Source organism: Mariniflexile aquimaris (assembly GCF_042676825.1).
GTDB lineage: Bacteria > Bacteroidota > Bacteroidia > Flavobacteriales > Flavobacteriaceae > Mariniflexile > Mariniflexile aquimaris.
This window is the reverse complement of the sequence record NZ_JBHTIB010000012.1, coordinates 1,006,242-1,031,751: the sequence shown is the minus strand read 5'-3', so window position 1 is coordinate 1,031,751 and position 25,510 is coordinate 1,006,242. Positions and strand designations below refer to the sequence as shown.

At 34.1% G+C, this 25,510-nt stretch carries 28 protein-coding genes; 11 read left to right on the top strand and 17 right to left on the bottom strand.

The genetic code is table 11. From position 1 onward, the window contains the following. Positions 1-30: 30 nt before the first annotated feature. From ACFQ0I_RS12565 to ACFQ0I_RS12555, 3 genes are all read left to right on the top strand, one after another. Entirely contained in the window at positions 31-873 is an 843-nt protein-coding gene (locus tag ACFQ0I_RS12565; protein ID WP_379942778.1) for a universal stress protein, read from the top strand. 4 nt (positions 874-877) lie between these two features. Then, complete coding sequence (locus ACFQ0I_RS12560) at positions 878-1,351, top strand: hypothetical protein (RefSeq protein ID WP_379942776.1); 474 nt, start codon at positions 878-880, stop codon at positions 1,349-1,351. A gap of 92 nt (positions 1,352-1,443) precedes the next feature. Next, positions 1,444-1,782 (top strand): DUF4870 domain-containing protein, encoded by a 339-nt coding sequence (locus ACFQ0I_RS12555; protein WP_379942774.1) that lies wholly within the window; start codon positions 1,444-1,446, stop codon positions 1,780-1,782. Between the two features lie 62 nt (positions 1,783-1,844). Here the strand turns inward: ACFQ0I_RS12555 and dnaN are convergent, their stop codons facing one another. The 5 genes from dnaN to ACFQ0I_RS12530 all read right to left on the bottom strand — a co-directional run bounded on the left by dnaN (position 1,845) and on the right by ACFQ0I_RS12530 (position 7,151). Then, positions 1,845-2,963, bottom strand: coding sequence for a DNA polymerase III subunit beta (gene dnaN, locus ACFQ0I_RS12550; RefSeq protein WP_379942772.1), 1,119 nt, complete (start codon positions 2,961-2,963; stop codon positions 1,845-1,847). 216 nt (positions 2,964-3,179) lie between these two features. Beyond that, positions 3,180-4,847 carry a gliding motility-associated ABC transporter substrate-binding protein GldG gene (gene gldG, locus ACFQ0I_RS12545; RefSeq protein ID WP_379942770.1) on the bottom strand — a complete coding sequence of 556 codons (1,668 nt, stop codon included), beginning with the start codon at positions 4,845-4,847 and terminating at the stop codon, positions 3,180-3,182. Continuing rightward, complete coding sequence (locus ACFQ0I_RS12540) at positions 4,831-5,325, bottom strand: hypothetical protein (protein ID WP_379942768.1); 495 nt, start codon at positions 5,323-5,325, stop codon at positions 4,831-4,833. The genes gldG and ACFQ0I_RS12540 overlap by 17 nt, the downstream gene beginning before the upstream one ends. After that, entirely contained in the window at positions 5,322-6,041 is a 720-nt protein-coding gene (gene gldF, locus ACFQ0I_RS12535) for a gliding motility-associated ABC transporter permease subunit GldF (RefSeq protein WP_379942766.1), read from the bottom strand. Before gldF ends, ACFQ0I_RS12540 begins: the two co-directional genes overlap by 4 nt. A gap of 231 nt (positions 6,042-6,272) precedes the next feature. After that, on the bottom strand, positions 6,273-7,151 hold the full coding sequence (locus ACFQ0I_RS12530) for an SAM hydrolase/SAM-dependent halogenase family protein (protein ID WP_379942764.1): 879 nt from the start codon (positions 7,149-7,151) through the stop codon (positions 6,273-6,275). 245 nt (positions 7,152-7,396) lie between these two features. On the opposite strand from ACFQ0I_RS12530, the gene ACFQ0I_RS12525 reads away from it, so the two are divergent. Both ACFQ0I_RS12525 and ACFQ0I_RS12520 read left to right on the top strand, forming a co-directional pair. After that, positions 7,397-8,350, top strand: coding sequence for a PhoH family protein (locus ACFQ0I_RS12525; RefSeq protein WP_379942762.1), 954 nt, complete (start codon positions 7,397-7,399; stop codon positions 8,348-8,350). Between the two features lie 253 nt (positions 8,351-8,603). Continuing rightward, complete coding sequence (locus ACFQ0I_RS12520) at positions 8,604-9,554, top strand: phosphoribosylaminoimidazolesuccinocarboxamide synthase (protein ID WP_379942760.1); 951 nt, start codon at positions 8,604-8,606, stop codon at positions 9,552-9,554. Between the two features lie 134 nt (positions 9,555-9,688). Here the strand turns inward: ACFQ0I_RS12520 and ACFQ0I_RS12515 are convergent, their stop codons facing one another. Further along, the gene (locus tag ACFQ0I_RS12515; protein ID WP_379942758.1) at positions 9,689-10,687 is read right to left on the bottom strand and encodes a YhdH/YhfP family quinone oxidoreductase; all 999 of its coding nucleotides are present in this window, start codon (positions 10,685-10,687) and stop codon (positions 9,689-9,691) included. A 138-nt stretch (positions 10,688-10,825) separates the two neighbouring features. Between ACFQ0I_RS12515 and ACFQ0I_RS12510 the strand changes: the two genes are divergently transcribed. Then, complete coding sequence (locus tag ACFQ0I_RS12510; protein ID WP_379942756.1) at positions 10,826-11,152, top strand: winged helix-turn-helix transcriptional regulator; 327 nt, start codon at positions 10,826-10,828, stop codon at positions 11,150-11,152. 67 nt (positions 11,153-11,219) lie between these two features. Here ACFQ0I_RS12510 and ACFQ0I_RS12505 read toward each other — a convergent pair whose 3' ends face one another. The 5 genes from ACFQ0I_RS12505 to ACFQ0I_RS12485 form a co-directional block, all read right to left on the bottom strand. Further along, positions 11,220-11,588 (bottom strand): SET domain-containing protein, encoded by a 369-nt coding sequence (locus ACFQ0I_RS12505; protein WP_379942754.1) that lies wholly within the window; start codon positions 11,586-11,588, stop codon positions 11,220-11,222. A gap of 7 nt (positions 11,589-11,595) precedes the next feature. Then, positions 11,596-12,309 (bottom strand): DUF3307 domain-containing protein, encoded by a 714-nt coding sequence (locus tag ACFQ0I_RS12500; RefSeq protein ID WP_379942752.1) that lies wholly within the window; start codon positions 12,307-12,309, stop codon positions 11,596-11,598. Next, a complete protein-coding gene (locus ACFQ0I_RS12495; protein WP_379942750.1) occupies positions 12,303-12,908 on the bottom strand; it encodes a SatD family protein in 606 nt (201 codons plus the stop codon). Before ACFQ0I_RS12495 ends, ACFQ0I_RS12500 begins: the two co-directional genes overlap by 7 nt. Before the next feature lie 116 nt (positions 12,909-13,024). Further along, positions 13,025-13,783 (bottom strand): NYN domain-containing protein, encoded by a 759-nt coding sequence (locus ACFQ0I_RS12490; RefSeq protein WP_379942748.1) that lies wholly within the window; start codon positions 13,781-13,783, stop codon positions 13,025-13,027. A 230-nt stretch (positions 13,784-14,013) separates the two neighbouring features. Beyond that, positions 14,014-14,526, bottom strand: coding sequence for a VOC family protein (locus tag ACFQ0I_RS12485; protein WP_379942746.1), 513 nt, complete (start codon positions 14,524-14,526; stop codon positions 14,014-14,016). A gap of 121 nt (positions 14,527-14,647) precedes the next feature. Between ACFQ0I_RS12485 and ACFQ0I_RS12480 the strand changes: the two genes are divergently transcribed. Next, complete coding sequence (locus tag ACFQ0I_RS12480) at positions 14,648-14,959, top strand: winged helix-turn-helix transcriptional regulator (protein ID WP_379942745.1); 312 nt, start codon at positions 14,648-14,650, stop codon at positions 14,957-14,959. 67 nt (positions 14,960-15,026) lie between these two features. Here ACFQ0I_RS12480 and ACFQ0I_RS12475 read toward each other — a convergent pair whose 3' ends face one another. From ACFQ0I_RS12475 to ACFQ0I_RS12465, 3 genes are all read right to left on the bottom strand, one after another. Next, a complete protein-coding gene (locus ACFQ0I_RS12475) occupies positions 15,027-15,572 on the bottom strand; it encodes a cupin domain-containing protein (RefSeq protein ID WP_379942743.1) in 546 nt (181 codons plus the stop codon). 89 nt (positions 15,573-15,661) lie between these two features. Then, a complete protein-coding gene (locus ACFQ0I_RS12470) occupies positions 15,662-16,459 on the bottom strand; it encodes a helix-turn-helix domain-containing protein (RefSeq protein ID WP_379942742.1) in 798 nt (265 codons plus the stop codon). Positions 16,460-16,577: 118 nt separating this feature from the next. Next, the gene (locus ACFQ0I_RS12465; protein WP_379942740.1) at positions 16,578-17,669 is read right to left on the bottom strand and encodes a heparan-alpha-glucosaminide N-acetyltransferase domain-containing protein; all 1,092 of its coding nucleotides are present in this window, start codon (positions 17,667-17,669) and stop codon (positions 16,578-16,580) included. A 321-nt stretch (positions 17,670-17,990) separates the two neighbouring features. Here ACFQ0I_RS12465 and acs point away from each other — a divergent pair, with 321 nt between their 5' ends. From acs to ACFQ0I_RS12450, 3 genes are read left to right on the top strand one after another with little or no spacing between them, the layout of a single operon-like run. Beyond that, positions 17,991-19,919, top strand: coding sequence for an acetate--CoA ligase (acs, locus tag ACFQ0I_RS12460; protein WP_379943045.1), 1,929 nt, complete (start codon positions 17,991-17,993; stop codon positions 19,917-19,919). A gap of 59 nt (positions 19,920-19,978) precedes the next feature. Next, positions 19,979-20,506: a menaquinone-dependent protoporphyrinogen IX dehydrogenase gene (hemG, locus tag ACFQ0I_RS12455; protein WP_379942739.1), complete on the top strand. Its 528-nt coding sequence runs from the start codon at positions 19,979-19,981 to the stop codon at positions 20,504-20,506. Between the two features lie 23 nt (positions 20,507-20,529). Further along, on the top strand, positions 20,530-20,880 hold the full coding sequence (locus ACFQ0I_RS12450; RefSeq protein WP_379942738.1) for a DUF2200 domain-containing protein: 351 nt from the start codon (positions 20,530-20,532) through the stop codon (positions 20,878-20,880). Between the two features lie 34 nt (positions 20,881-20,914). On the opposite strand, the gene ACFQ0I_RS12445 is transcribed toward ACFQ0I_RS12450, so the two are convergent. Genes ACFQ0I_RS12445 through ACFQ0I_RS12435 form a run of 3 tightly spaced genes read right to left on the bottom strand, consistent with a single transcriptional unit; the run spans position 20,915 to position 24,151 of the window. Next, positions 20,915-21,577, bottom strand: a complete 663-nt coding sequence (locus tag ACFQ0I_RS12445) for a 3'-5' exonuclease (protein WP_379942736.1) — start codon at positions 21,575-21,577, stop codon at positions 20,915-20,917. Position 21,578: 1 nt separating this feature from the next. After that, entirely contained in the window at positions 21,579-23,498 is a 1,920-nt protein-coding gene (locus ACFQ0I_RS12440; RefSeq protein WP_379942735.1) for a DUF294 nucleotidyltransferase-like domain-containing protein, read from the bottom strand. A gap of 38 nt (positions 23,499-23,536) precedes the next feature. After that, positions 23,537-24,151, bottom strand: coding sequence for a fumarylacetoacetate hydrolase family protein (locus ACFQ0I_RS12435; RefSeq protein ID WP_379942733.1), 615 nt, complete (start codon positions 24,149-24,151; stop codon positions 23,537-23,539). 133 nt (positions 24,152-24,284) lie between these two features. Between ACFQ0I_RS12435 and ahr the strand changes: the two genes are divergently transcribed. Beyond that, positions 24,285-25,292: an NADPH-dependent aldehyde reductase Ahr gene (gene ahr, locus ACFQ0I_RS12430; RefSeq protein WP_379942732.1), complete on the top strand. Its 1,008-nt coding sequence runs from the start codon at positions 24,285-24,287 to the stop codon at positions 25,290-25,292. Positions 25,293-25,510 lie beyond the last annotated feature (218 nt).

Here is a 25,510-nt window from a genome sequence, read left to right as displayed (position 1 = left end):
ATTAGATTGTTAACAGAAAAACTCTTACCAATGAAAACGATATTATTACCCACAGATTTCTCAAAAAATTCGATAAATGCCATTAATTATGCTCTGGAATTGTATAGAAACGAAGCATGTAAATTTTATGTTTTAAACGTTCAAAGGGCTTCTACATATATCTCTGATGATTTGATGGGTGTTAGCACGTCAGCAACTATTTATAACACCATAATTGATGCCGCCAAAAAATCGGTTACAAATATAATTTCAAAAATAAAGAAGCAATATCATAATGAAAAGCATGAATTTGAAGCGATTGTAGATTACGACAATTTTATTGATTCTATTAACCAAGTGACTGCCAAATATGATATCGATATGATAGTAATGGGCACCAAAGGCGCTACTGGTTTGGCAAAAGTTGTTTTTGGCAGCAACACGGCACGTGTTATGCAACGTTGTAAAACTCCAGTTTTAGCCATCCCAGATGGGTATACTTTATCGGGGTTAAAAAAAATTGCTTTTACAACAAATCATATCACAACGTTTAATATTAAACAATTAAGTGTGTTAAAAGAGATGACGGCTTTACACCATTCTAAACTACATATCTTGCATATTGCAGACAAGTTTCAAGAGGCGCAAAAGCAACTTCAAAATATGAATTTCTTTAACATCTATTTTGAAGAAGCAGAGCATGATTATATCGATGTTAAAAACAAAGATATGTTTAAAAAGGTGCATCGCTATTTAAAAGATAATAATGTTGAAATGTTTGTAATGATTAGTGAGCGCCATTCGTTTATTGAACGCTTATTTACGCGACATGCTTTAGAAAAATTCGCCTTTAGTATCGACGTTCCATTTTTAGTCATTCATATCGATAATTAAATAAATGAAAAATTTTCTCTTACTATTACTATGCATTTTGCTTTTTGCAGGATGTAAAAATTCAGAAAAAGATAATTATAAAGCGTCATTAGATTTTTATGGCAATACATCAAAAGAAGAGCATCCAGGTAAAAAACTTATGGAAATGTATTGTTATGCGTGTCATGACGCGAAAACTCCCGAAGAAAAGCGATTGGCACCACCTATGATTGCTGTTAAAACACGTTATGTTTTTAATAACACCACTAAGGATGAGTTTATAAATGATGTACAAAATTGGATTAAAAACCCAAACGAAAAGGACGCCAGAATGTTTGGAGCCGTAAGACGATTTGGAGTGATGACGAAATTACCGTACCCGGAAAAGGATGTAAAACTGATTGCCGATTATATTTTTGATAATGAAATTGAAGAACCAGAATGGTTTCAGGAACATAGAAATCAAAACATGGGTAAAGGTAGGCGAGGCATGCAATAAATCTTTTGTTATGATAAAAGTCACATTCCGAATGATGTAACATTTTGGCCGGTTATCCGTCTTATGAGTATCAATCAAAAACAATCACCATCATGAGAGAAGACAATCAACTTTTAGTTATAACACATTTAAGTCAGTTAGTCACCTTAGTAACTGGCTTTGGTAGTTTATTAATTCCATTAGTCATTTGGCTGACACAAAAAGATAAAGTTTACCAAATGGACGAACACGGAAAGAATATTATTAATTTTCAGCTAAGCTTAATTATATACTTTATAATCTGTATTCCGTTAATTTTATTTTTAGGATTAGGCTTGTTAGGTTTTATTATTTTGGGTATTCTATCGGTGATATTCCCAATAATAAATGCCGTTAAAACAAGTAATGGCGAAGTGCCTAAATATCCAATTACTTTTAATTTTGTCAATTAATTTAAAGTAAATAAAAAGGCTCACCGTTTGGTGAACCTTTTTATTTACTTTATAGTGAAATCTTAGCTGTTAAGCATTACTGGCATAACCAGCATAGTAATTTGTTCTCCTTCATCTAAACCATCGTTAGGCGTTAAGATACCCGCTCTGTTTGGTAAACTCATTTCTAATTGTACATCATCAGAGTTTAGATTGTTTAGCATTTCGGTTAAAAAGCGTGAGTTAAAACCAATTTGCATATCGTCACCTTGGTAATCACAGGTTAAACGCTCTTCGGCTTTGTTGCTATAATCGATATCTTCAGCAGAAATATTAAGTTCGGCTCCTGCAATTTTTAATCGAATTTGATGGGTTGTTTTGTTCGAGAAAATACTAACACGACGTACAGAATTTAAAAACTGTGTTCTGTCAATAACCAGTTTATTTGGGTTTTCTTTCGGGATAACCGCTTCATAATTTGGATATTTCCCGTCGATTAAACGGCAAATTAATTCTGAATTTTCAAAAGTAAATTTCGCGTTTGAATCATTATATTCAATTGTCACTTCATTTTCACTTCCAGCCAAAATACCTTTCAATAAATTTAAAGGTTTTTTAGGCATTATAAATTCTGCAACTTGATTCGCTTTTACATCTTCGCGTGTATATTTTACCAGTTTATGAGCATCGGTAGCCACAAAGGTTAATCCTTGTGTTGAAAACTGAAAGAATACACCACTCATTACAGGGCGTAAATCGTCGTTTCCAGCAGCAAAAATGGTCTTACTTATCGCTGTTGCTAACACATCGCCAACAACTACTGTTTTGCTAGGGTCTTCTAAAGAAACAGCCTTAGGGAATTCGTTGCCATTAGCATAGGCCAAGGCATATTTACCATGGTTAGAACTAATCTCAACAGTGTTATTATCCTCCACTACAAAGGTTAGTGGTTGTTCTGGAAATGTTTTTAAAGTATCTAGTAACAAGCGAGCAGGTATGGCAACACTTCCTTTACTTTCGCTTTCAACTTCTAACGAAGAAGCCATAGTTGTTTCTAAATCACTAGCCGAAACTGTTAATGTCGAATTGTCTAATTCAAACAAGAAATTATCTAAAATAGGTAACGTGTTCGAACTGTTAATAACACCACCTAAAACTTGTAATTGTTTTAATAAATAGGTACTTGATACTATAAATTTCATGTGTTAATTTTAATTTTTTATTGGTCACATGTAACATTCTAAAAATTGACTAGTTGATTGTACTAGCACATTTCTTTGAATGTTTCATTTAAAATCGCTTGGTTTATGTTTAAATAATACTACTTACAAATATATTCTTTACTGACTGAAATTGGAAACAAACTTATTAACATTTAAATCTCGCAAACTCGCAATATTTACTATGGTTTTGATGTGTTAGTGCGCATATTTTTTTCTTCTAAAATAATTGAAAAGTATGCCAAAAACCCCTAATAACACTAGAGGTAACACGATATTTAATAGTTGCCATTTTGTTTTTTCTTCTGCTATTTTTTCATGATTTAAAAATGCGACTTCAATTTTTTTCGATCGAATGTTTATAAGTCCGTCATCATCTAAAAGGTAATTCACCGCATTAAGTAAAAATTCTTTATTTCCGAAGGTTTGTCCAGTCCAACGGTCAAATCCTAATTCTTGAGGCGACTTTTTATAAACATCGTTTTTTATAATATCGCCATCGGCCACAACAATCATTTTTGTTGGAACACTAAAGTCTTTAATGTTTTTTAACTCGATTGGCTTGATACGATTGGCATATGCCGAAGGAAATTCGCCTTCTAATAAAACAGCTAAATTTTGATTTCCGCTGTTAAATGTTGAAGGATCTAACTCCTGGGTTACCACTTCTAAACTAATTTGTCGTGGTGTGCCTTCTAACTTTGTTAAAGGAGCGCTTTCAAGTAAAATGGTTTTTTTAACCTTATTTTTAAGGGTGTCAATTTGGTTGGCAAAATCGAATTTTACCAGATTTAAATTGTTTACAATAGGGTGCGTGCTATTTGTTGATGCTAAAGGTGAATAAGGCCAACGTAAGTGCTGAAATTGAGAATCGCTACCTTCGCCCATAGCCAAAGTAATAGGAGCCGAGTATAAGGTGCTTACAATTACCGGATTTACGCGAATACCATATTTAAAAAAGAAATCGGTTAGATTTAAATCCCGTGTAACCGCAAAATTAGATCCGCGATCATTGTAAAGACTATCTTTTTCCATGGCTACAGCATCAACAAGCCATAAGCTTTTTCCACCTTGCATGGTGTATTGATCTAGCACAAGTTTTTCCTCTTCGGTAAAAGCTTCGGTTGGTTTTGCCGAAATAATTAAATCGAAATTTTTCAACCCATCTAACGTTTTTTGAGGGTTTTTAGCAACACTATCTAAAGTAAATGGTGCAATAAAATAATACTCGCCTAATTTTTTAATAAAATCGGCAATGTAAATATCGCTTAATTGTTTGTTTCCCTTTAAAACGGCAATTTTACGACTTTTAGGTTTGGTTAATTTGTTAAAACCATCGGCAAAGGCATATTCTAAATGTTGAACAGAGTTGGTTACTAACTCTTGCTGCGATGCCCCAATTTTGTTTTTAACCAATGGAATGGTTACGGTCTGCTCGTTAAAACTTGCTAATGCCCATGGAAAAATAATGGCCTGGGTTGCTTTTCCGCTTTCCTGAACACTTAATTGCATGGGGGTTAACCCTCTTTCGGTTAACTGTTGTATGTTCCTCTCTCGCGTAGCATCGTCTGCTATCGGATCAATAAAATTGAAAATGATATTACTGTTTTGAGACGAAAACTCTTCAAGTACTTGTTTGGTTTCATTTTGAAGTCGTCTAAATTCCGAAGGGAAATCATCGCCACTTAAAAAAACATCTACAATAATAGGTGCGTCTATGTCTTTAATTACGTTAATGGCCGATTCGCTTAATGTATAGCGTTTATCTTCGGTTAAATCGAAACGTTTAAATACAAAACTGCTAATGTAGTTAATAGCTAATAAGCCAATGGCTATGGCTATTATTTGTTTAAGGTGTGTCTTCAAACTTAGTTTCTAATTGATATTGTTTAACACTAACAACTTTGTTGTTTTTAAATTCTAGCTCCAAACATTCTTGCGTAAGGTTAAAAGCGCCTGGTTTAAAGCCCATATTATAATTCCACTTTTCGGGAGAATTTGCTTTAATACTATCATCCCACCCATACCATTCACTTTCTCCTAAAATGGCCTGAACTTCGCTTTTAGTTTTTCCCTTAAACATTTGTTGACGGGTAATCTCATTACTCATTTCAAAACGGTAGGCAGGTTTTTCTTTCCATGCTTCGGCGTCAAAATATTTTTCGTGGTGGTAGCTGCTAAATATATTTAATAACGGATAAAAAATATAAAAATACACGATGGGTGTTAAAATGATGCTTATTAAAAAACTTAACCACTTGCGTTTATCTATAGTATTGGTGAATAGCCAAACTAGAATAAAAACAACGATTAATAAAATAACGAATACTGGTGTTAAAATCATTTTTGTTCTTTGTTAATATTGAGTTTTGTAAGGAGTATAAAAAATACAGTGATGCTTAAGAAATATATAATATCGCGGGTATCTAAAACACCGCGACTCATACTTTTATAATGCGCGTTAATGCCTAATTGTTCTATAAAATTACTAGCCGTAAATTCAGCAATACTATCAAAACCTATATAGAATAAAAAGCATATAAAAACTGAACTTATAAAGGCCACAATTTGATTGTCTGACAGGGTGGAAGTAAATACCCCGATAGCGGTATACGCAGCAATTAAAAATAATAGACCAAAATAAGATCCTAAGGTGCTTCCTATATCTAGATTACCAACAGGATTTCCTAATTGATATACCGTATATACGTAAAGTAAGGTTGGCAAAAGGGCGATTAAAATTAAAATAAAAGCGCCAAAATATTTACCTAATACTATTTTAATAAGTGAAATTGGTTTAGTGAGAAGCAATTCTATAGTGCCTTGTTTTTTTTCATCAGAAAAACTTCGCATGGTCACCGCAGGAATTAGAAAAATTAATATCCATGGTGCCAATACAAAAAACGATTCTAAATCGGCAAATCCATAGTCTAAAATATTGTTATCACCTTTAAATAACCATAAAAACAATCCGTTAAGTAATAAAAAAATGGCAATAACTAAATAGCCTATGGGCGACGCAAAAAATGAGTTTATTTCTTTTTTAAGTATGGCGAACATTAATTTTGTTAAAAGTTAAAAGTTAAAAGTTAAAAGTTAAAAGTTAAAAGTTAAAAGTTAAAAGATGTTGCGTTTGTGTAAATCATATGTCAAAAAACCATCAATCATTTTATGAGTATACATGACGCAAAATTACTAAGAAATGCTTCAGTGTTAGTTACGTATCCTCTCATTTTTACAATTCTTATCAACATTAAAGAAGAAATTTTAAATTTCATAGAAGCAAAACCGTTATTCTTCAATTTCTAAATCTTCAAACCCTTTTGGCAAAAGAGATTCATTTATAAATTTAACACTTACAGTATCCATTAATTTTAACCCCATTAAGGTGGATGCACTCCCAACTGTGGCACTGTTGCTTTTATACACCGCAATTTCTAAAAAACCACCAGAATTAAACACTACCATACCGCGTCCTTCGTCGTGTCGTTGATCTTCGGGGATAGCAAAATTTATAATATCGGAGTATTTATGGTATATTTTTTTAAACTTATAATGCCGTGCTAAAATTTCGAAGGCGCGTCCTTTTTGTACCGATTCAAAAAAAGTACGTTTAATATTGGTTATAACATTTCCGTAGTTATCAACATAAATAACGTTGCCCAAAATCTGGTTTTTATCGTCGTTTACAAAAGGCGTAATGTTTTTAATCGGCTTAATTTCCGGAATACTTTTACCGATAACTTCCAGTGTACCACCACGGGCAATATGGCAAGCAACTTTTACAAACACATCTAGCACAGGGAAACTGGTTTGTATTTTATCGTGTATGTTAATTTCAACAATTTTTTCTGGTACAATTTCTGTGCAAATCATACTCATAATACCATTATTAGCACAAATAAAATAATGATCGTCTAGTTTAACAGCGATATGTTTGTTTTCTTCATTTAATTCCGAATCAATGCCTATAATATGAATGCTTCCTTTTGGGAAACTTTTATAGGCATTTTGTGTAATATAGCCGGCTTCTAAAATATTAAAAGGTGATACAGAATGCGAGATATCAACAATTCTAACATCGGGTAATTCACTGTAAATTGCCCCTTTCGTTGCGCCTACAAAGTGATCTTTTTCTCCAAAATCAGTTGTTAAAGTTATTATCGCCATTGGCAAATTGTTGATATGTTTTTATCGTTAGGTCACTCAATTTTATGTATTTTTGAGTTTTAACTTATATAGAGCAAACCTACATAAAATTTTTGTTTTCATTTTTATGTTTAGCATGAAAAATGTAGGTTCATGAAGACAAATTTATCAAATAAAAATAATTGAATAAAAGTAATAAATCTTTTCATCTGTATAACAGTTATTTGATTAATTCTAACAAGAACTTTTAAACAAATTCTACGCCTTTGAACGAAATTATTATCGAACTTGAAGAAATTACTCCAAAAGAATTTTTTGGAGCACAAAACACCAATATTGAACTTTTAAAAAAACATTTTCCAAAGCTAAAAATTGTGGCCAGAGGCAATAAAGTAAAAGCTTTTGGTGACGACGAATTACTAGAAGAATTCGAACGCAGAATGAAAATGCTTGTCAACCATTTTACAAAATACAATAAGCTAGACGAGAATGTTATAGAGCGCGTATTAACAAGCCATAGCAGCGACGATTATTCCACTTCCGATTCTAGTGGCGAAGTCTTGGTGCATGGTGTTGGAGGCCGACTCATTAAAGCGCAAACCGCTAATCAGCGCAAACTGGTAGAAAGTATGCGTATTAACGATATGGTTTTTGCCATAGGTCCAGCAGGAACAGGTAAAACCTACACCGGTGTTGCCTTAGCAGTTCAGGCATTAAAAAATAAAGAGGTAAAACGTATTATTTTAACGCGTCCAGCAGTAGAAGCAGGGGAGAATCTGGGCTTTTTACCAGGTGATTTAAAAGAAAAACTAGACCCCTACATGCAACCGTTGTACGATGCTTTGCGCGATATGATACCAGCCGAAAAACTGGCCATGTACATAGAAAATGGCACCATACAAATCGCACCTCTGGCGTTTATGCGCGGACGAACCTTAGACAATGCTTTTGTAATACTGGACGAAGGTCAAAACACTACGCATAACCAAATGAAAATGTTTTTAACCCGTATGGGTAAAAACGCCAAATTTTTATTAACCGGCGACCCAGGACAGATAGATTTACCGCGTCGTACTATATCCGGACTTAAAGAGGCCTTGTTAATATTAAAAAATGTTGAAGGTGTAGGCATGATTTTTCTGGACGATAAAGATGTTATTCGCCATAGATTAGTTAAAAAAGTGATTGAAGCTTATAAAAGTATCGAGCACGCAGATTAGTTCTATTAGAAACTATTTCCCGTTTTTCGCTATATCTTTTTCTTGTACTTAGCATATTTTATCATCTTATTTAAATATAGTTTTTAAAGTGGAAGCAGATTTAAATTTAGTAATTCAGAAAGCACAAAAAAAAGGATGCCGCTGCAACCGGGGCTAAGTCCTAAACAGTGTTCAGTCTAAGTTTGCAGCGTAAAACAAATCAACAAATCAACGAATAAACAATAAAAACATAAACTCATAAACAGTAAAAAAAATGAGTAATACTATAATAGATACCAATTTCAATTTTCCAGGGCAGGTAAGTGTGTACAAAGGAAAAGTAAGAGAAGTTTACAACATTAACAACGAGCAGTTGGTAATGATTGCAACCGACAGACTATCGGCGTTCGATGTGGTGATGCCAAAAGGCATTCCCTACAAAGGGCAAATACTAAACCAGATAGCCACCAAAATGATGGCAGCGACCCAAGATATTGTGCCAAACTGGTTAACTGCTACACCCGACCCGAATGTGGCCGTAGGGCATTTATGCGAACCTTTTAAAGTAGAAATGGTAATACGAGGCTATATGTCTGGACATGCAGCCCGTGAGTATAAAGCAGGTAAACGCATGCTTTGCGGAGTTGCCATGCCAGAAGGTTTGAAGGAAAACGATAAGTTTCCAGAGCCTATTATTACACCAGCCACCAAGGCAGAAATGGGCGACCACGACGAAGATATCTCTCGCGAAGATATTCTTAAACGCGGTATTGTAAACGAAGCAGATTATTTGGTTTTAGAAGATTATACCCGTAAACTTTTTAAGCGAGGAAGTGAGATTGCTGCAAGTCGAGGCTTGATTTTAGTAGATACTAAATATGAATTTGGCAAAACTAAAGAGGGCAAAATCGTGTTGATAGATGAAATACACACTCCAGATTCGTCGCGCTATTTTTATGCCGATGGTTACGAAGCACGACAAGCTAAACAAGAACCTCAAAAACAATTGAGTAAGGAGTTTGTTCGCCAATGGCTAATTGCCAATAACTTTCAAGGCTTAAAAGGGCAAACCGTACCGTTTATGAGCGACGAATATATTAATACTGTAAGCGAGCGCTATATAGAATTGTATGAAAACATTACAGGAGAAACTTTTGTAAAAGGCGATGTAAGCAACATACAAAAACGAATTGAAACCAATGTGTTGGCGTATTTAAAGAAATAGTAAACACGATTTTATAAAATTAAAAAAGACCTTAATTGTTAAGGTCTTTTTTTGTGCGTGTTAGGTTTCTACTTATCGTTTAAAATATAAATACGTTGCGTTAATTTATATTCATCGATAAACAAATTTAATTTTTAGGCTTCTAAAGTAACAACTGTTCTTCCTTTAATTTGGCCTTTTAAAATTAGGGCGATGTTAGCATCTAATTCGTTTAATGTTATTTCATTACATGTATCGGCTAACGTATCTGGTTTCCATTCGTTGGCTAATTTTTGCCACACTTGCTCTCGGTAAGCCATTGGATAATTTTGAGAGTCAATACCAATTAAGCTAACACCTCTTAAAATAAAAGGGAAGACGGTTAAATTAAGTTTTATGGATGCCGCATTACCACAACTGGTAACAACGCCCATAGGTTGTGTGGCTTTAATGATGTTTTCAAGAATAACACCACCTACTGTATCTATACCACCTGCAAATTGTGGTTTTAAAAGCGGTTTATTATCTAATGCTTCAAATTCACTACGTGTAATAATGGTTTTAGCACCTAGTTTTGTTAAGTATGCACTTTCACTTTCTTTACCTGTAATGGCAGCCACCGTATAGCCTAATTTACTTAGTATCGATACGCTTAAGGCACCCACACCGCCAGTAGCTCCAGAAACAACAATGGTTCCGTCTTCTGGTTTAACTAATTGTGTTAAGCGTAATACAGACATACCTGCGGTTAATCCTGCGGTACCAAATATCATGGCGTCTTTCATGCTCAGATTTTCAGGTAATTTTACCGCCCATGTTGCAGGTACATTAATATATTGTGCAAAACCACCATCGGTATTCATGCCTAAATCGTAGCTGGTTACAATAACCTTATCGCCTGTTTTAAAGGCATCAGATTTAGTTTCAACAACAGTTCCAACGGCATCGATACCTGGCGTGTGTGGAAACTGACGAGTAACTCCTTTATTGCCCGTTGCCGAAAGGGCATCTTTGTAATTTAAAGAACTGTAGTGAACTTTTATAAGCAGGATGCCAGTTTCTAACGACTTAAATGGCATGTCTTTAATGCTGGTTGTAAAATTTCCTTCGGTCTCTTCTACGCGAAACGCTTTAAATGTTGCAGCTGTATTCATGATATTATGTTATAACTTTTGTTTATTTTTGCTGCAAAGGTCGATGAAAATATGTTGGTTTACAAGACCTTACAAATTGTGCCCATACGAACATTTTGTGCTATTTTGTGTATAGTCAGGGCATGCAAAGGAAAAAAAATGAAAAAAAGTTATTGTCCGATAGATACTTTTATTAATTCGATTAAAGGAAAACGAAAAGGCACTATTATTTTGCATTTGTGGCAAGGTGATAAGCGCTATAATGAACTGGTAAAACTCATGCCTGATATTAGTGAACGCATGATGACGAAGCAGCTTAAAGAATTAGAAGCCGACGGATTGATTCACAGAACTGTTTTTCCTGAAGTACCACCACGTGTAGAATACAGTTTAACCGAATTAGGGCGTGACATTCGTCCGGTTTTAAAAGGCATGTACAAAGGTGGTTTGCTTTTAGAGAGTACTATTGATGCTGAAAAGAATTGAAAACAACCTAGTTTTTGCAAGGTTTCAGTGAAAAACTAAAACTGCACTTTTCCGATTTTTCAAAAGATTATTGTTGAATAAACGCTTGAAAAGCATCGTTATAATAAATCGTAATTTCTTCGCCTTTTTTAATAGTTGTTTTAGCGGCAAATGTTTGGGTTAGGTTTTCAAAATCGCGGGCAATAATTTCGGCATTGGGTTGGCCACTGTGGTTAAAAAAACTGCCAGCATCACTTAAACAAATAGCATCATATTCGTCCGTCCAAGGAAATTGCAGGGTTGCCAGTAATTCGGGTAAATTTTCGTTTACATGTACAGGCACCATATGGCTTATTACTAAAATGGTTCCTTTTGCTATGTTTTGTGTGGCAAATACGCCTTTTCCGTGAAGCGGCGATTGTTTTATTTCAACTAAAGAGTTGTTAGATTTATTCATGTTTTTTTTACAGTTGGCTCGCTATGTTGAATAAGTACTGGTAGCCTACAGCTATGGCAATGGCAATTCCAAAACTTAATAAGGTGCCAATTAGAATATATTCGGTTAAATTTCGGTCTTCCGTTTTGGTTAAATCTCCAAATCTAAAAATAGATTTTGCGGCTAGCAGAAAACCAATACCTGCCCAATAATTTATAACGATGAAGTAAAAAATAAATAAGCGCTCTAGCATGCCAATATATTTTCCTGCTTGGTTTTTAGAGCTGTCTTTTAGTTTCCATTTAGACATGAGTGTTTTTATAACTACGGAAGATACATAGGTAAGCGTTACTATAGCAGTTATAACTAGTAATGATTGTGGGTGATAAATGGAGGCAATTGCTATGTTAAACGGACTGTAGATTTGAATAACTCCAAAAATAACCACAACGTGCAGTAGTTGATCTAAAAAAAACAGTAGGCGCGCATTCGATTTCTTTTCTAAATGAAGTTTTACCACATCGATAATATAATGCGAAACGATGATGAGCAAAATACCTAACCAGTAACGCATATTAAATTGTAGCACCAATAACAATAACACGGTATGAATCGCAATATGCCAGTACAGATATTTAGATCGGTGTTTTTTTTCTTTTTTGTGTTTAATCCAACTATCGGGTTGTAATAAAAAATCGCCCATTAAATGCGCCAAAATAAACTTTAAAGCGAGTGTTAGCATTTGTTTTTAATTTCGTGTTGATAGTAGTTTATTAGTTTCTGGATTTCGTAAAAACCACCGCGTTTTAAGCCTGTGCTAATATTACTTTGTTTTTTATTGAGTACTGCTGCTAATTCTTGTTGGTTGCTTTCGGGTTTTGCTTCGAGTGCGGTTTTAATGATTAACGACGATATTGGTGTCCAGTTATCCATAGTGAGCGACGCCAGATCGAACATTAAATTGATGGTTTTATTAAAATCTTTCCATTCGGTTTTAATGGCAAGCGTTTGTTTTTTCAGGCTTTCGAATGATTCACCCGAATAAATAAAAGCAGTCCCATTCGATTCGGTAATTTTTTCTGAGTGGTATGTTTTTTCTCCAATACCTATGGCAAGCCGTACATCTAAAGGTTTAAATTGTTTTATGGCCGCTTTTATTAAGATGGCGGCATGTAATGCCTCTTCAGGTTTTACTTCTATTTGAAAGCTATCGCCTCTATATATTTCCCAGGTTTTTGGCTCGTTGCCATAACGGTTTAATACCTTTTTTAGTTCGGGCATCCATTGTTTGGCTTCTATATTTCTAGATTTTATTATATCTCCTGTAATAATGGCTACCATACATGTTTAATTTTAGTAAATATATATGCTTTTTAGGATATAATCAAATATATATGCGTTTTTGCATATAATTTAATTTATATGCTGTTTTAGTAGCTGTAGAAAGCACAACACAATTAGCGGCGTTTTTTCTTGGCAGCGGGTTTTGCCTTGATACGGACAAAAATTAATTTATGGCGACTTTTCGGGTTTTCGCGTTGCTCCAGCTCAAAACTATCAATCGATTTTATTAACGGTGTTAGTTTTTCAAAACCAAAATTTCTGGAATCAAAATTAGGTTGCTTTTTTTGTAATAAGCTACCAACATCGCCTAAAAATGCCCAACCATCATCATCAGAAACATCCGAGATTGTGGATGCAATAAATTTAATGTCTTTTGGAGTTATTTTATCGACGCTATCTTTAGTCGCATCTACATCAATATTTTCTCTGTCGGTTTTATTTTTTAGTATTTCAACATAGATAAATTTATCGCAGGCTACAATAAATGGGTTGGGGGTCTTTTTTTCACCAATACCAATTACCAGCATACCCGCTTCGCGCAACCTAACGGCTAATCGCGTAAAATCGCTATCGCTCGATACCAAGCAAAAACCATTTACTTTGCCAGAATACAGAACATCCATGGCATCAATAATCATTGCGGAGTCGGTGGCATTTTTACCAGTTGTATAGCCATATTGCTGAATGGGGGTAATGGCATTTTCTAGCAATAGGTTTTTCCATTTAGACAAGTGTGGTTTGGTCCAGTCGCCATAAATACGTTTAATAGTAGGGTTGCCGTATTTTGCAATTTCCTCCATCATTTCTTTTACATGTGCAGACGGAATGTTGTCGCCATCAATAAGTACAGCTAAATTTATATTTGAATCCATATTTTATGGGTTGCGTTTAATTTTTAATCATCAATTTCCAAAGTTACGTTATTAAATAGATATACAGATTGTTAAACCGAAAATGCGTGCTATAATTTTATGATGCTCTTTTTTATCATGAAGGTATTACATAGGTGGAATTTTTAAATCAGCTACTAAAATAGAAAAGCGCAAGTTGTTAAACCTGCGCTTTTCTCTATATTAAATTCGTTAAATGTTACAAACTAGTTTTATTTCGCGTATGCTCCCGAAGAATATGTTAATTCGTAGCTATGCGTGTAAATTTCAAAAACGATACCGAAAGGATCTTCAACATAGCACATTTTAAATGGCTTGTCGTTCGGGTAGTATTCTCTAATTGGCATTCTTTGTTTTCCGCCGTAAGCCAGAATTTTTTCGATAAGTTCTTCAATATTTGGGTCTTGCACGCAAAAATGAAAAAGACCAGTATTAAACGGATTAAACTCGGGTGCTTCTTTAATGCCGTGTGGAAATGAAAACAATTCAACCCCAATTCCATCTGAAGTTGCTAAATGTGCAATTTCAAATTCCGTCCAATCGTTCCCGAAAACATCGATGCACATTTGGCCAATAGCTGTTTCGGTTTCTTTTTTAATTTTTGAAGGTTCCATAATAACATACCATCCCATTACTTCAGAATAGAATTTTACGGCTTCTTTTATATTTGGAACTGTAATTCCAATATGAGAAAATGATTTAGGATACTCTTTAATAGTTGTCATAAATTATAAATTAGATTGCAAAATTAATCTATATTTGCTTAATAGGCAATAACTTACTAAAAAGTAGTATAGTTACCAAAAGGAGTAAAATGCTGATAATAAATAATTTGAGTTATAAATTATGAGTGAAGTTAATCACTGTCCGTTAAATTACACAATGAATTTAATAGGAACAAAATGGAAACCTTTAATATTATTTCATTTACTAGAAGCCGATTTGCGTTCGGGAGTATTACAAAAGAAAATTCCGGGAATTTCGAATAAAATGTTTACACAAACTGTTAGAGAATTGGAAAAAGCAGGACTTATTTCCAGAAAAGTTTATCCAGTGGTTCCCCCGAGAGTAGAATACGGCTTAAGCGCACGAGGGAAGTCTCTCGAAACTATTTTAAGAAGTTTGGATACATGGGGATCTGAAGATTGCCAGAATTAGTTGCGCATCTTCTATTTTAACCCTGTTTAAAAACGGATTGTGTATCCTAAATCAGCATACCTGAGTTTTATACAAATGTAATACCGTGTTCTGCGCAAATGGCAGTTACTTTCTCGAAATCGGGCGGACCGGGAGGAAGTTCAGACAAGGTTTTAAACATATGTTCTATGCCAGCAGGAAATGCCGAAGTAATCATTTTAGCTTTTTCTGTTCCAACTACTTTCCAAGCGTGCGGCACATTTTTCGGAGCAAAAGCAACATCTCCAGGTTCTAAAACAGTGGATATACCATCAACCATAATTTCTATTTTTCCTTTAATAACCCTAAAAATTTCGTCTTCTAAGGTGTGAATATGAGGTGGAATGCCAACTCCAGGTTCTACGTTATCTACCCATTCTACAATTTGATTCCCAGTATCACTCCCCACTAGTTTATGGGTTTGTATGTCGCCAATTACGTTTAATACCTTTCCATCTTTATCTTTAATAATTTTAGGGTTGGCATTGTTTAAATCGATTGATTTTTCTTGTTTTGATTGGCTATGAAATATTCCGGGAAGTAATGTTAGCCCGATGCCAATGCTAGACGTTTTTATAAATTGTTTGCGATTCATGATTTGTTTTTTAGCCAAATTATAACATAATCAGGTGTCGCGCCATTAGCAAAACAGGGTAAATCCTTAGAATTTTAAAACTGAACTAATTATCTGAGTGAAGAAGGTGCAGTTCCGGTATGTTTTTTAAAGAAGTAACTAAAATAATCGGGAGACGAAAACCCTAAGTCAAAACAAATTTCTTTGATGGTTTTATTGGTGAATTTTAATTCGTGTCGCGACCGCATAATGCGTTGTTCTGTAATAATCTGCATCGCATTAACCCCGAGAATTTCTTTAACGCACTCGTTTAAATAACTGCTAGAAATATTTAATAATTGGGCATATTCGTTTACTTCGTGCAATTCAACAATTCGTTTGTCTGCCAGTTTTTTAAACTTATACACAATGTTTTTTTTCGAACTGTTTTCACTTATAATCGATTTTATGTTGCATTGGCCATCGCAATACACAAAAAAGGTGTTTAATAACGAAATAATAGCATCGTCTTTATGTTTTAAATGAGACCCTATTAATTCATCCAGCATTTCTAAAATAGATTGAATTCTTTTTTCAATACCTGGGGCGAGATTGATTTTAGGAATTTCATTTTTTGAAAAAAGCACCACTTCATTAATGTGTAGCTGACTTAACAACGGATTATTTAAAACTTCTTTTGGAAGATAGAGCACATAACCGGATGACGATGTGGTAATTTTCTTTTTTATTTTCCAATCTATTCGAGCGTTTAAAAAGAATATAGAATTCGAAATGTTTTTGTAAACTTTTTTATCGATTTCTATGGATGCTATGTCGTCTTTAATCCAGCAAACAGAATAGTAATCACCTTTCTTTTTTAAAGTCGTTTTATTGATAATTGGCGCTATGCTTATGGTGTTTAAACTCATCTGATTATATGTCAATGAGTTAAATATAGATATTTTTAAATAGTTATAAAAATCAGCTCCAAGAATTCTTTGTTTAACAGCTGCTGCTCGCAGGCTAAAAACAAATCAAAAGACCAGATTAATTTTTCTTAAAAAGCCTAATTATTTTTCCTGCTAGACTATAAACAAAATGGTTGGTGCGCGCATAATAAAACGATATGAAGCAAACTACCGCCACAAATAACGCGGCGCCGAAAATGGCCTCCATTGGGGTAAACGACTGGTAATAGAATTTTTTTAAGCCATAACCTGTAAAACTTCCGTATAACAGAATAAAATGTATAACATACATGGATAATGTTTTTTCACCAATTCTGGAAATAATGGATTGTTTTAAGTAGCGCTCGAACGTATAAAAAAGTCCGAACAATATTAATACGTTACCCATACGAATGAATAAATAATTAAAGTCGGCACATCTGTATAATAAATCGTATCCAGTAAGTCTATGTAAGTTGAAAAGTATTTTTGTTGAATAAAAAATTAAGATGCTACCCACGGTAAAAAAGGTAAAAATAGTAAGCACCTTAAATTGTTTTCTATGGGCATGTCTAAAGAATACAGTTGAAAGAAAAGCACCTGCTGCCGAGTAACCAAACCAAGGTAAAATGGTAAAAATAGACCCGTTAGCTTTGGTCATGTAATTGGCAATAATCAGGGGTAAATTGGTTATTTCTAGGTTTCTGTATAAAGGTTCAGATATAAAACACGCAATACAAATACAAAACAACACTATCGAAAATATGTAACTATGGTTTTTAAACAGCGTATACAAACAAACTAAAATGATAAGCGATAACCCAATACATTGCAATACATCGATAACTAAAAAATAGGTATTAAAATAGCCGGTTAACCAACTCCAAATATTAATACGTAAACTATAGCCAATTAATAGCAATAAGCCTCCACGAAATAAACCTTTTTTAATACGCTCTTTGTCATTGCCTTTTGCATTGGCACGCAATAACAAATAGGTAAATACCAATCCAGAAATAGTAAAAAATGTAGGTGCTGTAATACCTCTAAAATAAGACCATACATTGTATGCTGTGTACGCAGAGTTTCTGTAAACTGGGTCTATGAGTGTATCAATAAAATGACCCTGAAGCATCATTAATATGGCAAATGCTCGAACGGCGTCAATAAAGTATAAACGATTTGCTTGCAATACAATTTGGTTTGATGGGGTTAAATATACTTCTAAAATTTTAAAACATGATACAACAAAAATGATATATTTATAACATTATCGCAAGTTTGATGCATTTCTTTTTAAGAATCAAGATTCTTTTTTTTAATAAATATTAGTAGATTTAGTCAATTAATATTAGTTAAATGCTAAGTATCAATATTAAAACAGCCTTTAAGATAGCAAAAGGTTCATTTTTTGAAATCGCACGGTTGTTAATAATAATGCGTTACAGGTAGAAATAAATTATGGAAACACAAGTAATTTATTAGTTTTATAACTAATGAAAATAGACATATTATAAACTATAAGACAAATTATATGAGTAATTACCACATTAAACATTTAGAAGAATACTATCAGGTTTATAGAAAATCTATAAGAGAGCCAGAAAATTTTTGGGAAGAAGTTGCCGAAGAACATTTTATGTGGCGCAAAAAATGGGATAATGTTTTAAGTTGGGATTTTAGTAAGCCCGATGTAAAATGGTTTGAAGGTGCTAAACTTAATATTACAGAAAACTGTATAGACAGGCATTTAGTTACTCGTGGTGAAAAAACAGCTATTTTATTTGAACCTAATAATCCTGACGAGGCAGCAGAACATATTACTTATAATCAACTGTATGAGCGTGTTTGTAAATTTGCCAACGTTTTAAAAGCTGAAGGCATTAAAAAAGGCGATCGTGTTTGTATTTATGTTCCTATGATTCCTGAATTAGCTATTTCTGTGTTGGCTTGTGCGCGCATAGGTGCTATTCATTCCGTTGTATTTGCTGGTTTTTCTTCAAAAGCCTTATCAACAAGAATTAATGATAGCGATTGTAAAATGGTCATCACGTCCGATGGTTCTTACCGAGGTTCCAAAGCTATCGATTTAAAAGGAATCGTTGATGAAGCTTTAGAAAATTGCTCTGGTGTAAAAAGCGTGTTGGTTGCAAAACGAATTCATTCGGATATTGAAATGAAAGCTGGTCGCGATAAATGGTTACAGCCGCTTTTAGATGAAGCTTCTTCAGATTGTAAAGCAGAAATCATGGATGCGGAAGACCCGCTGTTTATTTTATATACCTCAGGTTCAACAGGTATGCCAAAAGGCATGGTACATACTACGGCTGGTTATATGGTTTATACAGCGTATACCTTTAAAAATGCATTTCAATATAAAGAAAACGACGTGTATTGGTGTACAGCTGATATCGGGTGGATTACCGGGCATAGTTATATAGTGTATGGTCCTTTATTAAACGGAGCAACAACCGTCATGTTTGAAGGGGTACCGCATTATCCGGATTTCGGACGTTTTTGGGAAATCATAGAAAAGCATAAAGTCAATCAATTTTATACAGCGCCAACTGCCATTAGAGCTTTGGCAAAACAAGGCAACGAATTGGTTGATAAATACGATTTAACATCGCTAAAAGTATTAGGGTCTGTAGGAGAACCTATTAATGAAGAAGCATGGCATTGGTATAACGACAATATTGGTAAAAAGAAAAGCCCTATCATAGATACCTGGTGGCAAACAGAAACGGGAGGTATTATGATTTCTCCTATTCCGTTTGTAACACCTACAAAACCAACCTATGCTACCTTACCGTTTATTGGCATTCAACCTTGTTTAATGGATGAAAATGGCAATGAATTAAAAGGGAATCAGGTAGATGGACGCTTGTGTATCAAATTTCCGTGGCCAAGTATAGCACGAACTATTTGGGGGAATCATCAACGGTATAAAGACACGTATTTCTCAGCTTTTGAAAATAAATATTTTACAGGTGATGGCGCTTTACGTGATGAGGTTGGCTATTATAGAATTACAGGTAGGGTAGATGATGTTATTATAGTATCTGGTCATAATTTAGGAACGGCTCCGATTGAAGATGCCATAAATGAGCACCCAGCAGTTGCGGAATCTGCTATTGTTGGTTTCCCGCATGATGTGAAGGGGAATGCGTTGTACGGATTTGTTATTCTAAAAGATTTTGGAGAAACGCGTGTTCACGACAATTTACGTAATGAAATCAATCAAATTATTACCGAACATGTTGGCCCGATAGCGAAACTCGATAAAATACAGTTTACAAGTGGCTTACCAAAAACGCGTTCAGGAAAAATTATGCGGCGCATTTTAAGGAAAATAGCTTGTAAAGACATTAGTAATTTGGGCGATACAAGCACCTTGCTAAACCCAGAAGTAGTACAGGAAATTATTGATAATGCACTATAAAAGTATTATATTTATAAAGCCATAATTAATGGTTTTAAATAGAATTTATTTGTTAATATATGAATAAAAAAACGGGAATTATTTATTCTTCGGTAGACGGACAAACTCTAAAAATTTGTAATAAGATTAGAGATGAATTTCTTCAAAATAACCAACATATTGAATTATATTCTATTGATGATTTTAGTGAAGATGTAACCAAGTTTGATTTGCTTGTTATTGGGGCAAGCATTCGATACGGTGTTCATAACAAAAAAATAATTGAGTTCATAAACACTAATAAAAATCAGCTTGATTCTATAAAAACAGCATTTTTTTCTGTAAATCTGGTTGCTAGAAAACAAGAAAAAAGTGCTGCAGATACGAATCCGTATGTGATAAAATTTTTTAAAACGATTGATTGGACACCAACAAATGTTGCCGTGTTTGCAGGAAAACTAGAATATAAAAAATACGGGTATTTTGATAGAATCATGATTCAATTTATTATGTGGATGACCAAAGGACCAACCGATACGAATACAGAAATTGAATATACCAATTGGGAGCGCGTAAAAGAGTTTGGAATACAACTACAGAAGATGTAAAGTAATTAAAGAGAATTAAAAGCATGGACAATTCAAGAGTCTTTAAAATGTCGTTTGCTGGTGTGTATCCACACTACGTAAGTAAAGTTGAAAAAAAAGGTCGTACAAAGCAGGAGGTTGATACTATAATATGTTGGTTAACGGGCTACGATCAAAAAGCATTGCAACAGCAAATTGATGATAAAAATAGTTTTGAAACTTTTTTTGCAGAAGCACCACAAATCAATCCGAATGTTTCAAAAATTACAGGGGTTATTTGTGGGTATCGGGTGGAGGATATTGAAGACAAACTAATGCAGAAGATTCGTTATTTAGATAAACTGATTGATGAATTGGCAGGAGGAAAGAAACTAGAGAAAATTTTAAGGGAATAAAAATTAAGGTGTAAATAAACAACTACCTTTTACTTTATTTATTAAGCAAATAACCCCAGTTTAAATGCTTGCGTTTATCTAAACGCGCAAGAATTTTTAAAAACACTAAAGCGGTAATTAAGGCATCACCCGTTGCGGTATGTCGGTCTACTATTGGTACGTTTAATTCTTTGCACAACTCGTCTAATGAATGAGGTTTTAGGTTTTCCTGATAAATAATATGCTTAGATTTTTTATACAAATAACCCGTATCTATAAATTTGTTTTTTAGTTTTCCTAAGCCATGTCTTAAAAGCATTTCATTCATCATGTTTTTGTCAAAATTAGCATGATGTGCAATTAATACATCGTTTTTCACATACAATAAAAAGGCTTTTATGGCTTCTAATTCCGATACTTTTTCAAGCATTCCTGTTTTCATTAAACCATGAATTTTAACGGTTTCTGGTTTAAATATTTCTTGCTGTAAATATAGTTCTAAGCTAGTATTTACGTAAATAATTTTATTTTTAAAAGACACAGCGCCTATAGATAGTATGCGGTCTTCTTTAATGTTAAATCCGGTAGTTTCTGTGTCGAAGGCTACAAAACGTGTTTCTTGAATGGGTGTCTCGTTCTTGTTTTCAAAACAGGCAAGATAGTCGTTCCAAAAATCTGGAAAGCTTTGTTTTTTCTTAAAGAACCAGTTGAATAACATCTTAAATAAAGTTTTTTAAATCGAACCTAATTTTTAACGTTTCCTGAACTTCATGAATGGGTTTAAAGCAGCGCTTTAATTTCAGCTTCTCTTCCTTTGTTAAGGTTTCTAACTTTATAAATTTTCCCGAATCGTTATGCAACAAGCCTTGTTTTGTTTTAAATTTTAATAATGCTTTAAAAGCATACGAACACGATTCGTACAATTCTTTGTTATTTGCTTCTAATTCGGCTAGTTTTTCAAAACGTTCGGAGGTGTTATTAATTCCTTTAATATTATGACTCAAAATAAGTAATCTAGCGGCATCAATTAACGGCATTAAGGCTCTGCTTTTTATGTTGAAAAGGTCTTTTTGCTCACCATTTTCTTCCACTAAAAATTGTTTAAAAAAGCCTAGTGGCGGCGGACTTTTAAGCGCATCTTTTCCTAAAAATTTAAAAAACAAGGAAGTTTTGCTCAAGGATTCGTAAACAGAATCCGATAACTCGTCAACTAGTGATTGATCGCCATAAACACAATTGAAATCAAAAAATATAGACGATAATAAAATGGCTTTTTCATCTGGTCTCAAAATCCAATGCTCAAATTGCGCTTTCCATTCAGAAATCGATTTACACCATTCAGTATTACGCGCCATCATATCGGCTTCGCAATATTCGAAGCCAATTTTATTTAACGATTTGGTAACCAACTTTGCAAGTTCTAGAAAATAGGTCTGTGTTTCCTGATACTGGTTTTCTGGAACATCTTGAAACACGATAGCATTGTCTTGGTCCGTAAAAAGCATCTGTTCTTTCCTGCCTTGACTACCAAGCGGTAACCAAGCAAAAGAAACAGGAGGCGGTGCCGGCATCTTTTTTAGCGCAATCTCTATGGCACTTATTGTTACTGCATCATTAATTTGAGAAATGATTTTTATAATGTGTGTTAGCGGAATGTTCTGTTCTAGATAACTTTTTAGCAACGTATTTGCTTTTATCCTGGCAGCTCTTAATTTTTTAGTGCGTTTGGCACGTTTAATTTCTTTTAAAATTACTGCCGGATTATTTCCTAGCGTCACTAAAACATCATGATGCGATAACACACCAACCAACTTAGAATTGATTGTACCATCTTTTGTGATGCACAAATGACCAATACTATGTTTAATCATTTGAAGTTGCCCGTCGGCTACCGTTAAATCCTTTTTATTGGTAATTACCGGAGAACTCATAACATTTGTTACGGGTGTATCTATAGGAAATAAGCCGGTCGCAATTTTGTTTTTTATATCGCTGTTTGTGATGATGCCAACGGGTTTTTTAGCCTCATCAATAACTATTATACAGCCAATTTTATGACTGCTCATTTTAATAGCAGCTTCTTTTAAAGTTGCTTTAGAATCGCAGGTTATTGGATTTTTAGTATAGTTCGCCGTTTGGAAATTAACCATATCCTGCGAACTATTAGGCAGGTAATCAACAAAAATCTTTCCTGTTTCTTCTGCAGTGTAGGGGTCGTAAGCATTGGTAGCAAATGCCGTAATTAAAAACTTATAAACGCTGGCATTATCTTTTGTAACTTCTTGGAACGTGTTAATGGGAATCGCATATACAATAGATTCTTCGTTAGCGGTTGCAGTGAGCTTGTAATTTTCTTTGGCTATAAGCGGTCTAACGCCAAAAATATCGCCTGCATCACTTATATTTATTATTTCCTGCGTATTATTAGCGTTGGTATGAAAGAGTGTGATAGCACCATTTCTAACCAAATAAAAATGTTCGTTATAAGCGTCTCCTTTTTTAAACAATGTATCGCCTTTTTCTAAATAAATGATTGAAACTTCTTTTGAAATTTCGAATAAATCGTCATTTTTTAGAATATTAAATGGCGGATAGAGTTTTAAAAAATCATAAACACGTTCTGCAATAGAATTCTTCATTCCATAAAGTTACACTACTTAATCTTGAAAATTAAGAATTAAATAAGTTTAAAATCTAAAAGTAATTCCCCTTCAATAGAGGCTTGTAAATGATCGCCTTTTACATTTAACCCAGCGCCTAATGCAGGCGTTCCTGTAAAAATTAAATCTCCTGGTTCTAGCGTCATGAATTTAGAAACAAACGCAATAATTTCAGCAAAATTATAAATCATAAAGTCGGTGTTTCCAACTTGCTTTTGTTCACCATTAATTACTAAATCGAAATTGATATTATTTAAATCTGGGAAATTAGAAACGGGTTTGAATTTGGACACTGGAGATGCACCATCAAAGCCTTTGGCAAGTGTCCAAGGTCCTTTGTTAGCGCGACTGGCAGCTAGTAAGTCTTTTGCGGTATAATCGATACCAACGGCGATTTCAGAGATGTAAGAGGTCGCGTCTTCTAACGAAATGTCTTTTCCTTTTTTACCGATTTTCGCAACTAATTCTACTTCATAAGCCAATTCGTTTGTAACTGCAGGAAAAACAATATCTTCATTATTGCTTACTAATGTGCTTTCTGCTTTTAAAAATATTAATTGATCGCCTGTTTTAATGGCACTAATTTCAGATTTATCACTCACGTAATTTTTTCCAATTCCAATAATTTTCATGGTTATGTTTGTTTTATAAGATTAAGCTGTAAATTTAGTAATTAGGTGTTTAATATTAAACTAAATTTAACTTTTAGTACAGAATAATTTGGTGCTATTTTCGTACCTTCATCACTTATAAAATAACGACATCATGACAAAGATTAGCGCGTATGCAGCAAAACAAGCTGGAGCCCCTTTAGAAAAGTTTCAATACGAATTGCCTGCAATTGGTAACGAAGAAGTAGATGTTAAAGTGCAATACTGTGGTATTTGCCATTCCGATTTAAGCATGATTGATAACGAATGGGGTATGTCGCAGTATCCTTTAGTTCCAGGACATGAAATTGTTGGAGAAGTTATTGCCTTAGGAATAGAAGTTAAAGGATTGAAAGTTGGTGATAAAGTTGGTGTGGGCTGGTATGCTGGTTCATGTATGCATTGTAACCAATGTTTAGACGGGAATCAGCATTTATGCGGAAGTGCCGAAGCAACTATTGTTGGTCGCCATGGCGGTTTTGCAGACACGGTAAGAAGTCATTGGTCATGGACCATTCCGTTACCCAAAGGAATAGATCTTAAAAAAGCTGGTCCGTTATTATGCGGTGGTATTACCGTGTTTAATCCTATAATTTTGGCAGGTGTAAAAGCAACAGATAGAGTAGGTGTGATAGGCATTGGAGGTTTAGGACATATGGCCATTAAATTTTTAAAAGCATGGGGTTGTGATGTTACTGCATTCACTTCTAATCCGGCTAAGGAGAAAGAAATATTAGCTATGGGAGCGCATCGGGTAGTAGATTCTACAAATCCAGAAGCTTTAGCAGATATAGCAGGGTCTTTAAATTTTATTTTAAATACTACCAATGTAACTTTAGATTGGAATTCTTATTTGGTTACCTTAGCGCCGCAAGGTCGTTTTCATAATGTAGGTGCTGTTTTAGAGCCTATGGCTATTCCTGCCTTTACGTTGTTAATGGGTGAAAAAACGGTTGGAGGAAGTCCGCTAGGAAGCATCGCCTTGACTAAAACAATGTTAGATTTTTGTGTAAGACACAGTATTTATCCAACAGTTGAAGAATTTAAAATGGAAGATGTAAACAAAGCAATAAAACATCTAAAAGAAGGAAAAGCACGATTTAGAATTGTGCTAAAAACTTAAAAAAAGTAATTAAAAATTATTAAAAATGGCAAAAACACACGATGCAAAGAAGACGGTAAAAAAAGAGCCGCTTTTAACACCAAAAGAAAAAAAAGCAGCGAAAATCGCTAAAAAAGCAAGACGCAGTTAATACATTTAAATTAATTAACGCATTAAAACCACTTCTTGTAGAAGTGGTTTTTTATTTAATTCCTTTCAGTAGAATACACGAATAAGAA

Coding starts and splice junctions, on each gene's coding strand:
- ACFQ0I_RS12565 (WP_379942778.1), top strand. CDS start 31: ATGAAAACGATATTATTACCCACAGATTTCTCAAAAAATTCGATAAAT.
- ACFQ0I_RS12560 (WP_379942776.1), top strand. CDS start 878: ATGAAAAATTTTCTCTTACTATTACTATGCATTTTGCTTTTTGCAGGA.
- ACFQ0I_RS12555 (WP_379942774.1), top strand. CDS start 1,444: ATGAGAGAAGACAATCAACTTTTAGTTATAACACATTTAAGTCAGTTA.
- dnaN (WP_379942772.1), bottom strand. CDS start 2,963: ATGAAATTTATAGTATCAAGTACCTATTTATTAAAACAATTACAAGTT.
- ACFQ0I_RS12540 (WP_379942768.1), bottom strand. CDS start 5,325: ATGATTTTAACACCAGTATTCGTTATTTTATTAATCGTTGTTTTTATT.
- gldF (WP_379942766.1), bottom strand. CDS start 6,041: ATGTTCGCCATACTTAAAAAAGAAATAAACTCATTTTTTGCGTCGCCC.
- ACFQ0I_RS12530 (WP_379942764.1), bottom strand. CDS start 7,151: ATGGCGATAATAACTTTAACAACTGATTTTGGAGAAAAAGATCACTTT.
- ACFQ0I_RS12520 (WP_379942760.1), top strand. CDS start 8,604: ATGAGTAATACTATAATAGATACCAATTTCAATTTTCCAGGGCAGGTA.
- ACFQ0I_RS12515 (WP_379942758.1), bottom strand. CDS start 10,687: ATGAATACAGCTGCAACATTTAAAGCGTTTCGCGTAGAAGAGACCGAA.
- ACFQ0I_RS12510 (WP_379942756.1), top strand. CDS start 10,826: ATGAAAAAAAGTTATTGTCCGATAGATACTTTTATTAATTCGATTAAA.
- ACFQ0I_RS12505 (WP_379942754.1), bottom strand. CDS start 11,588: ATGAATAAATCTAACAACTCTTTAGTTGAAATAAAACAATCGCCGCTT.
- ACFQ0I_RS12500 (WP_379942752.1), bottom strand. CDS start 12,309: ATGCTAACACTCGCTTTAAAGTTTATTTTGGCGCATTTAATGGGCGAT.
- ACFQ0I_RS12495 (WP_379942750.1), bottom strand. CDS start 12,908: ATGGTAGCCATTATTACAGGAGATATAATAAAATCTAGAAATATAGAA.
- ACFQ0I_RS12490 (WP_379942748.1), bottom strand. CDS start 13,783: ATGGATTCAAATATAAATTTAGCTGTACTTATTGATGGCGACAACATT.
- ACFQ0I_RS12485 (WP_379942746.1), bottom strand. CDS start 14,526: ATGACAACTATTAAAGAGTATCCTAAATCATTTTCTCATATTGGAATT.
- ACFQ0I_RS12480 (WP_379942745.1), top strand. CDS start 14,648: ATGAGTGAAGTTAATCACTGTCCGTTAAATTACACAATGAATTTAATA.
- ACFQ0I_RS12475 (WP_379942743.1), bottom strand. CDS start 15,572: ATGAATCGCAAACAATTTATAAAAACGTCTAGCATTGGCATCGGGCTA.
- ACFQ0I_RS12470 (WP_379942742.1), bottom strand. CDS start 16,459: ATGAGTTTAAACACCATAAGCATAGCGCCAATTATCAATAAAACGACT.
- hemG (WP_379942739.1), top strand. CDS start 19,979: ATGAATAAAAAAACGGGAATTATTTATTCTTCGGTAGACGGACAAACT.
- ACFQ0I_RS12450 (WP_379942738.1), top strand. CDS start 20,530: ATGGACAATTCAAGAGTCTTTAAAATGTCGTTTGCTGGTGTGTATCCA.
- ACFQ0I_RS12445 (WP_379942736.1), bottom strand. CDS start 21,577: ATGTTATTCAACTGGTTCTTTAAGAAAAAACAAAGCTTTCCAGATTTT.
- ACFQ0I_RS12440 (WP_379942735.1), bottom strand. CDS start 23,498: ATGAAGAATTCTATTGCAGAACGTGTTTATGATTTTTTAAAACTCTAT.
- ACFQ0I_RS12435 (WP_379942733.1), bottom strand. CDS start 24,151: ATGAAAATTATTGGAATTGGAAAAAATTACGTGAGTGATAAATCTGAA.
- ahr (WP_379942732.1), top strand. CDS start 24,285: ATGACAAAGATTAGCGCGTATGCAGCAAAACAAGCTGGAGCCCCTTTA.